This window comes from Pseudoclavibacter sp. Marseille-Q434 (genome assembly GCF_050315415.1).
Lineage (GTDB): Bacteria > Actinomycetota > Actinomycetes > Actinomycetales > Microbacteriaceae > Pseudoclavibacter.
Window position 1 is genome coordinate 193,174 of record NZ_JBNPQH010000003.1, and the last position, 13,764, is coordinate 206,937.

9 protein-coding genes are annotated in these 13,764 nt (G+C 69.8%); 4 read left to right on the top strand and 5 right to left on the bottom strand.

Features of this window, described 5'->3' with window-relative positions; genetic code table 11:
- The first annotated feature begins 89 nt into the window (after window positions 1-89).
- Window positions 90-5,522: an SCO7613 C-terminal domain-containing membrane protein gene (locus ACQFZP_RS13135; protein WP_211891628.1), complete on the top strand. Its 5,433-nt coding sequence runs from the start codon at window positions 90-92 to the stop codon at window positions 5,520-5,522.
- 35 nt (window positions 5,523-5,557) lie between these two features.
- Here ACQFZP_RS13135 and ACQFZP_RS13140 read toward each other — a convergent pair whose 3' ends face one another.
- Genes ACQFZP_RS13140 through ACQFZP_RS13150 form a run of 3 tightly spaced genes read right to left on the bottom strand, consistent with a single transcriptional unit; the run spans window position 5,558 to window position 7,666 of the window.
- The gene (locus ACQFZP_RS13140; RefSeq protein WP_179557478.1) at window positions 5,558-6,520 is read right to left on the bottom strand and encodes an Fpg/Nei family DNA glycosylase; all 963 of its coding nucleotides are present in this window, start codon (window positions 6,518-6,520) and stop codon (window positions 5,558-5,560) included.
- The gene (locus ACQFZP_RS13145) at window positions 6,513-7,058 is read right to left on the bottom strand and encodes a ribose-5-phosphate isomerase (protein WP_104311417.1); all 546 of its coding nucleotides are present in this window, start codon (window positions 7,056-7,058) and stop codon (window positions 6,513-6,515) included. The genes ACQFZP_RS13140 and ACQFZP_RS13145 overlap by 8 nt, the downstream gene beginning before the upstream one ends.
- Window positions 7,058-7,666, bottom strand: coding sequence for a DsbA family protein (locus tag ACQFZP_RS13150; RefSeq protein ID WP_167516612.1), 609 nt, complete (start codon window positions 7,664-7,666; stop codon window positions 7,058-7,060). Before ACQFZP_RS13150 ends, ACQFZP_RS13145 begins: the two co-directional genes overlap by 1 nt.
- A gap of 81 nt (window positions 7,667-7,747) precedes the next feature.
- Between ACQFZP_RS13150 and pepN the strand changes: the two genes are divergently transcribed.
- Window positions 7,748-10,303 carry an aminopeptidase N gene (gene pepN, locus ACQFZP_RS13155; RefSeq protein ID WP_211891629.1) on the top strand — a complete coding sequence of 852 codons (2,556 nt, stop codon included), beginning with the start codon at window positions 7,748-7,750 and terminating at the stop codon, window positions 10,301-10,303.
- Between the two features lie 68 nt (window positions 10,304-10,371).
- Here the strand turns inward: pepN and ACQFZP_RS13160 are convergent, their stop codons facing one another.
- Entirely contained in the window at window positions 10,372-10,857 is a 486-nt protein-coding gene (locus ACQFZP_RS13160; RefSeq protein ID WP_104311414.1) for a glutathione peroxidase, read from the bottom strand.
- Between the two features lie 89 nt (window positions 10,858-10,946).
- Here ACQFZP_RS13160 and ACQFZP_RS13165 point away from each other — a divergent pair, with 89 nt between their 5' ends.
- On the top strand, window positions 10,947-11,873 hold the full coding sequence (locus ACQFZP_RS13165) for a mechanosensitive ion channel family protein (RefSeq protein WP_104311413.1): 927 nt from the start codon (window positions 10,947-10,949) through the stop codon (window positions 11,871-11,873).
- On the top strand, window positions 11,873-12,325 hold the full coding sequence (locus ACQFZP_RS13170; protein WP_249312489.1) for a globin: 453 nt from the start codon (window positions 11,873-11,875) through the stop codon (window positions 12,323-12,325). Before ACQFZP_RS13165 ends, ACQFZP_RS13170 begins: the two co-directional genes overlap by 1 nt.
- A 31-nt stretch (window positions 12,326-12,356) precedes the next feature.
- On the opposite strand, the gene gdhA is transcribed toward ACQFZP_RS13170, so the two are convergent.
- Window positions 12,357-13,703, bottom strand: a complete 1,347-nt coding sequence (gdhA, locus tag ACQFZP_RS13175; RefSeq protein WP_211891630.1) for an NADP-specific glutamate dehydrogenase — start codon at window positions 13,701-13,703, stop codon at window positions 12,357-12,359.
- Window positions 13,704-13,764 lie beyond the last annotated feature (61 nt).

Consider the following 13,764-nt stretch of genomic DNA (forward strand, 5'->3'; position numbering starts at 1 on the left):
AACCTCCTCCCCAACCCCTGTCTGAAAACCGGCATTCCGGCGGTGCGCTCGCTAGGCTGACGGCCAGACGACCCAGGGGGATACGCAGAGTGACTGACGCAGGAGCGGGCAGACCAGCCCAGAGGCCACGGTTCCCGAAGACGCTCGGCGATCTGACCGACCCGAGCAAGTGCCCGTCGTGTTTCGAGACCTACGGGGCTCCAGGCGCCTCCTGCCCGAGCTGCGGATTCACCCGCGATCCTGCCGTCATCGGCCACCTGCTCGACCTCGGCGCGCAGGCGCGCGAACCGCTGCTCGCCCGCGGCGAGTTCATCGTCGCGGCCGGCGAGCAAGCCCGGGCCAAGGCGGCCGCGGCGCTCCGCGTTGAGCAGGCACGAGCGGAGCAGAGCCGTCTCGAGAGCGAGCGGCAGGGGCGAGCTCAGGCCAGCGAAGCGGTCCTCGCGGCCGACCACGCGCGGCTCCTCGGAGGCGCCGCAGGGCACCTCGGGGCGGAGGCGACCGCCGGACCGCAGCAGGCTCCGGCCGATCGCTGGGCCGAAGCCCACGTTCCTGCAGCCGGCCAGGCACCGCCCGCGCAGCGCATGCCCCCAACGCATCCAGACCAACCGCAGCGGCCCCGACGTTCCAGCGTGCAGCTCCTGCTGCTGGTGCTCGGCATCGGACTCCTCAGCATCGCCGCAGTCGTCTTCCTCACCTTCGCCTGGGTCGTCTTCGGCGTCGAGGTCAAGGCCGCCATCACGGCAGGAGTGACCTTGGCGGTCGTCGCCACGGCGAGCATCCTCAAGCGGCGCAAGCTCTCGGCGACCGCCGAGGGAATCGCCGCGCTCGGCATCGTCCTCGTGGTCCTCGACGTCTGGGCTGTGCAGGCGACGGGGCTCTTCGGCGCCGGCCGTGTGCCCGGGACGCTGTACTGGGGCGTCGGGCTCCTCGTCGCGACAGCCGCGTTCGAGACGTGGCATCGCCTCGCACACCTGCGAGCCCCCGGTATCGCGGCGAGCCTCACCGTGCTGCCGGCGATCGCGCTCACCGTGGCCGGCGCCACCTCCGCGGCGCTCTCCCCCGTCCAGCGACTCGTGCTCGCGCTCGTCCTCGCGGGCGCCGCCTCCGCCCTCCACGTGCTCCTGCGGGTCAAGCAGTCGCCTCCGACCACCGCCGGGCCGCATCCGCCCACCGCCGACGCGTTCAGCGCAGCCACACCGCGCTCGCTCGAACGCTGGATCCTGTCCGTCATGGGCGTCGTCGCACTGGCCGCGGGCGTGCTCTCCGGCGCGGCCGCGGCAACGGGCAAGGACCCATGGCTCGGCTACGCAGTCCTGTTCGTCATCGCGGCCGCTTCCGCCGCCCTCCTCGCCTGGCTCGTCAGCCGCGAGCGCGGTGCGCTCGGCGGCCGCACCCTCCTCGTCGCGTTCGGCGTCCTCTCCGCGCTCGCCCTCGGCGCGGTGCCGCTGAGCTTCACCGGCCCCGTGAGGCTGGCGCTCTCGCTGGCACTCATCCCGGTGGCGCTCGCCGCCGGGCAGGTCCTCAGAGCTCGGCTCGCCAACTCCGCCGAGTCGACGGCTTCGTCCGTGCAGATAGCGGTCACCGCCTGGAGCTGGACCACCGTCGGCGCAGCCGTCGTCCCAGTCCTCTCACTCGCACTCGACGTGCTCCCCCTCCGCGCCCTCCTGGCATTCGTCAGCGCCGACCAGGCAGGCATGGCAGAGGCATTCGCGGGCGCGCAAGGCGGAACCTGGTGGGCCATAGCGAGCGGCGCGGTCGGGCTCGCTCTCGCGGCGGGCCTGCTGCTGCTCGCCCCCGGGCGACTCCAGCGCCTCACGCCCGCGCTCACTGCAGCCGGGTCCTTCCTCGCACTGTGCGCCGCCGCCAGCACCCCTGGACCCTTCGGCGTCACCATCGCGAACCTGGCGATCGCCGCCGCGGCAGTCATCGGTGCCGCGCTGCTTGCGCGGAACCTGTCAGCCGCTCCGCAGGACGACCCGCACCGGGTCGGGCTGCTGGTCACCCTGCGGTACGTCGCCGGAGCTGGCATCCTCGCCTCGATCCTGCCGGGGCTCGCGGCAGCCCCGTTCGAGACCGCCGCCCTCGTCGCTGCCGCCGCGCTCACGTTCTGCCTGCGCTTCTCCGTGCCGACGAGCCTCTCGGCACTCCGGCCGGTACTCACCGCGCTCACGGCCCTGCAGCTGCTCGCCGTTCCGCTGCTCGTGGCCTTCGCACACGATGCCTGGAGCTCGTCCGACGTGCTCGGCACGAACCTCGCCGTCACGTGCGCGTATCTCGGCATCGCGCTCCTGCTCACCGCCGCGATCCTCCTCCCCAGGCCGTGGCTCGCCTCGGCCGAGCGCACGTTGCTCGCCTACTCGGCGGCGATCCCGACCCTCGCGGCATCGTTCGTCCTGCTCGCGATCGTCCGGGCGGCGGCGAATCGCGCTGACGGCGACGCCCTGCTGACCACTTCCGCCTCGCCTCTCGGCTCGCTCTGGTACGTGGGAGCCGCACTCGGCGCCCTGCTCGTCGCCACGATCAGCGTCGTAGCGCTGCGCCGAAGGCAGGACGACGACGTGCCAGCGGTGGCGCCGCTCCTCCCAGCCATGGTGCCAGCCCTCTGGGCGACGTTGGGAGCGCTCGCCTCCGCATTCGTGGTGGCCTCGCCCCTTCCGGCCGTCGCCGCGTCGCTCGGCGTCGTCGCCAGCCTCCTGGTCGCCGGAGGCACCCTCGTCGCGAGGCTCCGCGGCGCACTCTCGTCCCGTGTCCTTCCCGCCGAGCTCGCCGTCGCTGCGGTCGCCGTCGTAGCGCTCGCGAGTACGCCAGCCTTCACGGGCGCGCTCGGACAGCCAGCAGGCGCTCAGTACGTTGCCGGGACGATCGCGATCGCGGCGACCGTTCCCGTCCTGCTGGCGATCGCCCCGTCGGGGCTGTTCCAAGCCAGGGGACGCGCGTTCCTGGCCTGGATCGGCGTCGGACTCCTCACCGCTGCGTGGTACGTGTTCGCCATCGGCACCCCAAGCATCGATACCGCCGACCGCTTCCACCTGCCAGCCGGAATCCCGCTCGCCGCCGCCGCCCTGCTGCTCTGGTGGTTCGGCCGCGCCCGCAGTGCACGCGAACCCGCGCGTGCCGCCGCGTACATCCTGGCCGGCGGTCTCGCGGTTTCGACCGTCGCCCCTGCCGTGGCCTCGGGTGACACGACCGCGAACGCACTCGCCTACTTCCTCGCCGGAGCCGCCGTCGCCCTGGCGGTCGCCGCGTCCGCCAGCACGCTCGGCATCCCGGCCCACGCGCGCCCGCTGCTCATCTCGCTGAGCGCCGTCTCCGTCGGCGTCGCCGTGCTGTCGGCTCTGTCGCACCTCGGGGCCAAGCTTCGAGGTGAGGCGAACCGGGACGGCCTGCTCACGGGCCTGCTCCCCGGTGCCGAGGCGCTGATCTGGCTCACGGCCTGCGTCCTGCTCGTCAGCGGCGTGACCTGGCTGCTGCTTCGCCCCGTCTGGTCTGCCGACACGACACGGTCCAGGCGCAAGCTGCTCCTCGCCATGGTCGCATCGCTCAGCGGGGCCCTCACCGTCGCGCTCCTGCTCACCACGCGGTTCGACGGCCGACTCCTCCTGCTCGGGCTCGGGCTGCTCGCGGGGCTCCTCGCCGCCGGCCTCCCGACCCGGATCCTCACCGGCGTCGGCCGCGCGAGCATCGCGCTCGTCAGCTTCCTCGCGCTTGCCTCGCAGGGGTTCGCCATCGCGATCTGGGAGCCAACCGAGGCGGCCAGTCTCTGGGTCCAGCAGCAAGCCGGAATCACGTCGCTGCTCGTCGGCGTCATCGCAACAGCAGCGGTCGTCGTCGTCCGGACGTTCTCGGAGACGCGCCTCCTCACGAGACTCGCCAGCTACGCGACGGGCGTGCTCGGGTCCTGGATGCTCATCCACCACGTCCAGCTGGTCGGCTTCGAGAGCGCCACACCGGTGCAGCTCGCTGCCACCGCTGGCGTCCTCGGGGCGCTCACCGCGCTGCTGGGCGTGCTGCTGGCGCCGCAGCAGACGCGTCGAGGTGACGGCATCGCGCTGCGCGCGTTCGGCCTCGTGACCGCGCTGCTCGGCACCGTGCTCGCCCCCAGCGCAGCCGCCGCGAGCCGCACCGATGGCTTCGACGGCTGGACACCGCTGCCACTCGCGGCAGCGCTCGTCGCGGTGACGGCGGTCGTCGCGAGCACGCAGCTCGGTGCCAGGTCGCCCTATGCGCTGCTCCGCTACCTCGGCGTGCCGGTGCTCGCGCTCGCGTGGGTCTGGGAGGTGCTGGCGAACTGGGACGGCGCATCCATCTTCGTGGCCTTCGGTGGCGCCTTCCTCGTGCTCCTCGCCGCAGGCATCGCAACAGCGAAGGTCGGCAGGCGCGCCGACGAGGCGCGAGCTTCGAGCGTCGAGAGCCTCCTCTGGCTCGCCGCGGCTCCCGGGGTCTGGCTCAGCGCGGGCGCGCTCGCCGCCGTCTCGCAGCCGCGCGACGGCGACACCTCGCGCATCCTCTCCCTGACTGTCCCCGAGCTGGCCCTCTCGGTGCTGACGCTGACACTCGTCGTCGTGTGCGCGATCGTTCCAGTCGCCGGTTGGATGCGCGCCTCGGCGAACGCCCTCGGCGTGGGCTCGGCCATCTCGGCCACCGTGCTCGGCCCCGCCCTCGTGCTCGCCGCCGAGGGCCCGCTGACCCCGATCACGCTGCCGATCTGGGGAGTCCTTCCCGCCGGGCTGGTGCTGATCTTCGCGAGCGCACTCTGGCGGCGGCAGCAGCAGCTCGAGAATCCGCGCCTCGCCGCGCTCGCCGCGACGGTGCTCGTGCCCGTCGCCATCGCGTCGCTCGTGCTCTCCGCGTTCCCGAGCATCCTGCGCGGTGTCGTCGAGAACAACCAGCAGCTCGCGCTGACGTGGGTCGTCGCGCTGTGCGGCCTCACGCTGGTCGCGCTGCTCCGCCCGGAGCTCCTGCCCTCGCTTGCGCCCGCGCACGCCGTTCCTGGCGCCCAGCCGCCGCTGCGCCTGCCTGTCCTCGCATTCTCAGCTGCCACCCTCGTCGCGACCGCAGGCGCGCTCGGCACGCAGTTCCCGATCCCCTGGCTGGAGCTCGCAACCGCCCCGCTCGGTGCCACGTTGCTGGCGGGCGGTCTGTTCTTCCTCGTGAAGCGCCCCACCCTGCGCAGCTGGCCAGCCCTCACGCCCGGCCTGGTGTTGCTGCTTGTGCCGAGTTACCTGGCCCAGTTCGCAGACCCCGCGCCGTGGCGCCTCATCGCGCTCGGGCTCCTCGCGGTCGGCATCACTGTCTGGGGCGCCACCAGGCGCCTGCAGGCGCCACTCGTCTTCGGCGCCATCATCACCGTGCTGCACGCAGTCACCGCGTTCCGACAGCAGCTCGCCGTCGTCGCCGACGTCATCCCCTGGTGGGTGTGGCTCGCGCTGGCAGGAACGGTGCTCGTCGTCATCGCCACGACGTACGAGGCACGACTGCGCGACGCCAAGCGCGCGGCGGCGTCGATCAGCGCCCTCAGGTGACGGCAGTCGCCGTCGCCTGAGGGCTCAGCGTGGCCTCAGAGCTGGCAGCCGGGGCACCAGTAGAGCTTGCGGGCCTGCATCTCGCCGAGCGCGATGGGTGTTCCGCACACCCGGCACGGCTCCCCCGCGCGTCCGTACACCCAGTGCCGATCCTCACGGTTCTCGAGAGCCGCGGCCTTCGCCTTGCCTCGGAGCCCGTCGATGGTCATCATCTGACCGACTTCCACGCCGATCTTGAGGAGCTTCGTCCAGTCGCGCCACAGCTCCCTGAGCTGCTCGTCGGTCAGCTGCGACGTCGGCGTGTGCGGGTTGATGCCCGCCCGGTAGAGCATCTCGGCCCGGTAGACGTTGCCGATGCCGCTCACGATCTGCTGATCCATGAGCACGATGCCGATCGGCGTCCGCTTGCCCCTCGCTCGTTCGAGAAACCGTGCCTCCGCTTTCGCCCCACGGTCGACGAGCGGATCGGGGCCGAGCTTCTCGATGCGGGCCGCCACCTCATCGCCCGTCAGGAGCTCGCAGGCGGTCGGACCGCGCAGGTCCGCGCAGGTCTCGGACGTGAGGAGACGAAGCCGCACCGCGCCAACCGGCTCTGGCGGCCACTGGGAGAGCTCCTGCTCACGCTCGGCCTCCGCCATCTTGAGGCGTGTCCGCCGAGGGGCTCCGATGCTCGACAGCGATGTCTCGCCACGCGAGTCCTCAATCGTCACGCCTGGCCGCTTGCGCGAGTACTCGCCCGTCTGGCCCAGTGTCGTCGACACCTGGCCTGAGAAGTCCCAGGCGCCGTAGATGCCGAGGTGCACTCGGAGCCAGATCCCGCCGTCGAAGCGCGAGAACATGTGCTTGCCGACGGCGAACGTCTCGACCATCTCGCGGCCATCGATCTCCGCAGCACCCTCGGCGAAGCGGCCCTGCGGGGACGACGCCGCCACCACGCGACCGGCGTAGTTCGCGGTGAACTGCCGGGCGATGCGATGGACGGAGTGGCCCTCAGGCATTCCCCGCCGGCGTCTCCGACTCCACCATCGGCGGCACGACCGTGCCAACGGAACCGAGCACGGACTTGCCGGCGATCTTGCCGGTCTGCTCGTACTCGGCGAGCTGCGAGATGCGACGCAGGTGACGCTCTTCCCCTGGGAAGGGCTCCGCGATGAAGATGTCGATGAACCTGAGCACGTCGGCGATCTCGTGCTGCCGCGCGCCGATCGAGATGACGTTGGCGTTGTTGTGCTCTCGAGCGAGCTGCGCCGTGGCGTCGCTCCACGCCAGCGCGGCGCGCACGCCGGTCACCTTGTTGGCGGCGATCTGCTCACCGTTGCCCGAGCCCCCGAAGACCACGCCGAGCGACTTCGAGCCGTTCGCCCAGTCGTTGGCGACGGCCTGTGCCGCGTTGATGCAGAACGACGGGTAGTCGTCGAGCGCGTCGTACTCGGCAGGTCCGTGGTCGACGACCTCGTGCCCCTGCTCGCGCAGGTGCTCCTGCAGCTGCTGCGAGAACTCGAGTCCCGCGTGGTCCGTGGCGACGTGGATCCGCATCAGTCGAACACCGGTCCGCGGGTGCGGCTGCGCTTCAGCTCGAAGAAGCCGTCGACCGACGCGGCCATGACGACGCCGTCGAAGAGGCGCAGCGCCTCCTCGCCCTTCGGCGCGGGCGAGATGACCGGGCCGAAGAAGGCGACGCCGTCGATGGCGATGATCGGCGTGCCGACCTCGTCGCCGACGCGCTCCATGCCGGAGAGGTGGCTCGCGCGGTAGCGCTCGTCGAACTCACCGGCGTCTGCGCGCTCGACGATCGACTCGGGGATCTCGAGCTCGGCGATGGCCTCGGCCAGCACCGCGTCGCGGTCCTTGCGACCGCCTGGGTGGATGCGCGTGCCGAGGGCGTCGTAGAGCGCCTTCACCTTCTCGTTGCCGAGGTCCTGCTCGACGCCGGCGACGACCCGGCCGAGGCGCGACGTGCCCTGCAGCATGTCGCGGTACGACTGCGGGATGTCCTTCTCCTCGTTGAGGAGCTCGAGGCTCATGATGTGCCAGGTGATGGTGAGGTCACGGTGGCGGGCGACCTCGTCGATCCATCGCGAGGTCATCCAGGCGAATGGGCAGATCGGGTCGAACCAGAAATCTACTTTGATCGGTGCGGGCATACGCATAAGCCTACTCGGCAGGACTAGGCTGGCCGCCGCAAGCCCGGAATACCCGGGCCCCCTGACCCCGAAGGAGCTGGAATGCCCGGAGAGAACCTGACTCGCGCTGAGTCGGTCGAGCGTCGAGGAGTTGTGCTCGGTGTCGAGCACTACGACGTCGCACTCGACCTCACGACGGGTCCTGAGACGTTCCGTTCGATCACGACGGTGACATTCTCCGCGGTTCCCGGCGCGTCCACGTTCATCGATGCCATCACCCGCCAGGTGCACAGCGTCGTGCTCAACGGCGAGGCGCTCGACGTGGCGGCCGTGAACGACGGGGTGCGCATCCAGCTCCCGAATCTGGCCGAGCGCAACACGCTGACCATCGACGCCGACGCGATCTACATGCACACGGGCGAGGGGCTGCACCGCTTCGTCGACCCTGCCGACGGCGAGGTGTACCTGTACTCGCAGTTCGAGGTACCAGACTCCCGCCGCATGTTCGCGGTGTTCGAGCAGCCCGACCTCAAGGCGAACTTCACCTTCCACGTGACCGCGCCCGCCGCGTGGCAGGTCATCTCCAACGAGCCATCGCAGGCGCCCCAGCCCATCGATGATGGCCGCGCCGTCTGGCACTTCGGCACCACGCCCCGCATCTCCAGCTACATCACCGCGCTCGTCGCGGGCCCGTACACGGTGGTGCGCGACGAACTCACGTCCATCGACGGCCGCACGATCCCCCTCGCCGTCTACTGCCGCACGTCGCTTGCGCCGAACCTCGACGCCGACAACATCTTCCGCACCACGAAGCAGGGCTTCGAGTACTACGAGAAGGCCTTCGGGGTCCCGTACCCGTTCACGAAGTACGACCAGCTCTTCGTGCCCGAGTTCAACGCTGGCGCCATGGAGAACGCGGGCTGCGTCACGTTCACCGAGACCTACGTGTTCCGCTCGAAGGTGGCGGATGCGGTGCGCGAGCGCCGCGTCGTCACGATCCTCCACGAGCTGGCCCACATGTGGTTCGGCGACCTCGTCACCATGAAGTGGTGGAACGACCTGTGGCTCAACGAGTCGTTCGCGGAGTTCATCTCGACCCTCGCGACCGCTGAGGCGACGGAGTGGACCGAGAACTGGGTCACCTTCAACGCCAGCGAGAAGTCGTGGGCGTACCGCCAGGACCAGCTGCCCTCCACGCACCCGATCGTCGCCGAGATCCGCGACCTCGACGACGTGCAGGTCAACTTCGACGGCATCACCTACGCCAAGGGCGGCTCGGTCCTCAAGCAGCTCTTCGCCTGGGTCGGCCGGGACGCCTTCTTCGCCGGCATCAACGCGTACTTCTCGAAGCACGCGTGGGGCAACACCGAGCTGCGCGACCTCCTCGCCGAACTCGAGGTCACGAGCGGCCGCGACCTCACCGAATGGAGCGCCAAGTGGCTCGAGACGGCGGGCGTCAACACGCTGCGCCCCGTCTACGAGCTGGATGAGAACGGCAACTTCACGTCGTTCGCGATCGAGCAGACCGCGACCGCCGAGCACCCCACGATCCGCCCGCACCGCCTCGCCATCGGGCTCTACAACGTGCAGGGTGACGAGCTCGTCCGCATCCACCGCTTCGAGCTGGACGTGGACGGCGAGCGCACCGAGGTCCCGAGCTTCGTCGGCGGAGCCCTCCCCGACCTGATCATCGTGAACGACGACGACCTCGCGTACGCCAAGATCCGTCTCGACGCGCACTCGGTCACGACCGTGCAGCAGCACCTGCCCAAGCTGCGCGCGCCGCTCTCACGTTCGCTGGTCGTCAGCTCGCTGTGGGACGCGACGAGGGATGCGGAGCTGCGGGCACGCGACTTCATCCGCGCCGTCCTCGGCGTCATCGGCACCGAGACCGAGTCGACGACGCGTCGCACGGTGCTCGGCCAGCTCATCTCGGCCGCGAAGTTCTACACGGCTCCGGAAGACCGCGCTGAAATCGTGGAGGTCGTCACCGACGAGCTCTTCGAGCTCGCGAAGCAGGCGGAGGCGGGCTCGGATGCGCAGTTCAGCTTCGTGAAGGCGTTCGCCTCGCTCGCCGCGACCGGGCCGCAGCTCGACGCCGTCGCCGCACTCTTCGACGGCACGTTCGCGCTCGAGGGACTCGAGATCGACACCGATCTCGGCTGGGAGCTCCTCTACGCGCTCGTCGCCGGCGGTCGCGCCGGCGAGGCCGAGATCGCGGCTCGTCTCGAGACCGACCGCACAGCCGACGGGGAGCGCAGCGCTGCACACGCACGCGCGGCACTCCCGACCCCCGAGGGCAAGGAAGCAGCCTGGGCATCCGTCATGGACCGCTCGGACGCGACCAACGCCATCGTGCGGGCCACCGTCGCGGGCTTCGACCGGGTCAACGACGAGGCGCTCCTCGAGCCCTTCGTCGACCGGTACTTCGGTCACATCTCGACGATCTGGGCCGACCGCAGCTTCCAGATCGCCGAGACGCTCATCGAGGGCTTCTTCCCCGCGGGTCTCGCGACGGCGCGCATCCGTGACGCCGCCGACGAGTGGCTGGCCAACAACGAGGCCGCGGCCCCCGCGTTCCGCCGCATGATCATCGAAGGGCGAGCCGGCGTCGTCCGGGCCCTCGCCGCCCAGGAGCGCGACGCGCAGCCCGAGTAGTCCCGTGCACGAAGAAGAGGTCGCTTCCCAGCTGGGAAGCGACCTCTTCTGGGTTCGGTGTCGGCTGCCTACTCGGCGAGCGCAGCCTCGATCGCCGCCACGACCTCAGGCGCATCGGGCTCCGTCGTCGGGCGGAACCGCGTCACCGTGCCGTCGCGGGCGATCAGGAACTTCTCGAAGTTCCAGCTGACGCGGCCGGCCTTGCCGTTCGCATCCGGTGTCTTCGTCAACTCCGCATAGAGCGGGTGCTGGGACCGGCCGTTGACCTTGACCTTCTCGAACATGGGGAAGCTGACGCCCCACGTGAGCGAGCAGTACTCCTTGATCTTCGAGGTGTCCGAGTACTCCTGCAGGAACTGGTTGCTCGGGAAGCCGAGCACCGTGAACCCCTGCGGGCCGTACTGACGCTGCAGCTCCTCCAGCTTCTCGTACTGCCCGGAGAGGCCGCACTTCGAGGCGACGTTCACCACGAGCTTCACGGGTTCATACGCCGCGAGCTTCCTGGCCTCGCCGTCGATGGTGGTGACTTCGATGTCGTTCACGTTGAGGCTCATACGGAGGGCAACAGGATGCGCGACTCGCCTATTCCTCGCACGCCGCTCACACGAGACGGAGAGGCGCATCCGCCTACACTCGATGCGCTATGGCAGAATTCTGGACTTCCCTCACGACCGCGCTCGCCCCCTTCGACGTTCCCATCACGATCGTCTTCTACATCCTCGGGGCCTTCGTCTTCCGATGGATCCTGCTGAAGCTCATCGACCGCTCCGTGAAGCAGATCGTGAGCGGCGTCAAGAAGAAGCGCGGCGTGACTGACACGCAGGCGCTCTCGGTCCGATCCCCTCTGGCTGCCGTCCGCACCGTGCAGCGCACTCGCACCATCGGCTCCGTGCTGACGAACATCGTCAACGTCGTCGTGGTCGTCATCCTCATCGTCATGATCATCGCGAAGATCGACCCTGGCATCCTCGCCTCGCTGTCGATCCTGAGCGCGGCGGTCGGCGCAGGTCTCGGTTTCGGTGCGCAGCGCATCGTTGGCGACGTCCTCAACGGCCTGTTCATGGTCATGGAAGACCAGCTCGGGGTCGGCGACGTCATCGACATGGGGGAAGCCACTGGCGTCGTCGAGAAGGTGGGCGTGCGCATCACCCAGATCCGCGACGTCGAGGGCACGCTCTGGTTCGTGCGCAATGGCGAGATCCAACGCGTCGGCAGCTTCTCGCAGGGCTGGAACCGCATCGTCTTCGACCTCGCTGTGCCCTACGAGACGTCGCGCGCGCACGTCGAACGTGTCATGCTGCACGCCGCGAAGGAGCTCACGGAAGACCCGGACTGGATGGACTACTTCATCGGCACCCCCGAGATGTGGGGCATGGAATCCATCTCCTCCGACGCCGTCGTCCTTCGCCTCACCATCCGCGTCCGCCCCGGCACCAGGTGGGAAGTGGAGCGCGAGCTCCGCGCCCGCACGCAGGACGCGCTCAAGTCGGCCGACATCAACCTGCCGTCGCTGAAGGCCATCGTCCTCGACGGGGCCGACGGACAGCCGACCCCGGGAGGCACCGCCTGATGTCGAACATCCCCATCCACCTCCGCGGATCCGACGGCGGCGCGTCGGCCGTGCCGACCCTCTACGACGAGATCGGCGGCATGCCCGCGTTCGACAGGCTCGCCGCAGCCTTCTACGAGGGCGTCCGCGAGGACCCGCTGATGTGGCGCATGTACCCGCAGGACGACCTCGAGGGTGCCACGTGGCGCCTCGGCCACTTCCTCGCCCAGTACTTCGGCGGGCCGAGCGAGTACAGCGCTCAGCGCGGGCACCCGCGGCTCCGGATGCGCCACAACGGCTTCCACATCAACCCGGAGGCTCGGGAGCACTGGCTGCGGCACATGCACGCCGCCATGGACCAGCTCGAGCTCTCCCCCATCCACCGCGCGCAGATGACCGACTACTTCGACCGGGCCGCGACCGCCATGGTCAACACGTTCGAGGCGAGCCCAGGAGCCGAGACCGACTCCTGAGCTCGGCTGCGACGTCTGCCCTGGGCGTCGGTCAGACGACGCCTTGCGCGAGCATCGCATCCACGACACGCGAGAAGCCGGCGATGTTCGCACCGAGGACGTAGTCGCCCGGCTTGCCGTACTCCTCCGCGGTCTCGCTGCAGCGCGTGTGGATGTCGCGCATGATCTCCGCGAGACGCGCCTCCGTGTGCTCGAACGACCAGGAGTCCCGCTGCGCGTTCTGCTGCATCTCGAGCGCGCTCGTCGCGACGCCGCCAGCGTTGGCCGCCTTGCCCGGGCCGAACAGCACCCCTGGCTCGGCGCGGAACCGGTCGGCGGCGTCCTTCGTGCACGGCATGTTCGCCCCCTCGGCGACAACGCGGACACCGTTCGCGATCAGGGCTGACGCCGCGTCGCCGTCGAGTTCGTTCTGCGTCGCGCACGGCAGGGCGATGTCGACTGGCACGCGCCACATCGCGGCCGGGCTCGCGAGAGCCTCCGCCGTTCCGCCAACACGGTCGACGTACTCGCCCACGCGCTTCCGCTCGACGAGCTTCAGCTGCTTGAGGGTCTCGACGTCGATGCCATTCGGGTCGTACACCGCTCCGGAGGAGTCGCTCGCGGAGACGACCGTCGCGCCAAGCGCGATCGCCTTCTCCATCGCGAAGATGGCGACGTTCCCGGAGCCGGAGACAGCAACCCGCTTGCCGTCGAGGTCATCGCCGGTCGCCTTGAGCATCTCCTGCGCGAACAGCACCGTCCCATAGCCCGTGGCCTCCGGGCGCACCAGCGATCCACCCCAGGTCATGCCCTTCCCCGTCAGCACACCTGCCTCGAAGCGGTTGGTGAGCCGCTTGTACTGGCCGAAGAGGTAGCCGATCTCACGGCCGCCGACGCCGATGTCTCCGGCTGGCACATCGGTGTGCTCACCGATGTGTCGGTACAGCTCCGACATGAAGGACTGGCAGAACGCCATGATCTCGCGGTCGCTCCGGCCCCGCGGGTCGAAGTCCGCGCCTCCCTTGCCACCGCCGATCGGCATGCCCGTGAGCGCGTTCTTGAAGATCTGCTCGAAGCCGAGGAACTTGATGATGCCGAGGTTCACCGAAGGGTGGAACCGGAGCCCGCCCTTGTACGGGCCGAGCGCAGAGTTGAACTCGACGCGGTAGCCGCGGTTGATCTGCACGTGACCGTTGTCGTCGACCCACGGCACTCGGAAGATGATCTGCCGCTCCGGTTCGCTCAGTCGATGGATGACCGCGAGCTCGAAGTACTCCGGGTGGCGGTCGAGCACCGGGCCGAGCGTGTCGAGCACTTCGGTGACCGCCTGATGGAACTCCGGTTCGCCCGCGTTCCTCGCGAAGATCGCGGTCTTGAGGCTGTCGATGCTGCGGTCCATGGGGTCCTCCGGGGGTGAGGCGCACGTGGGTGCGCGGATGCGGAGCGAGAGACTCGCTCCG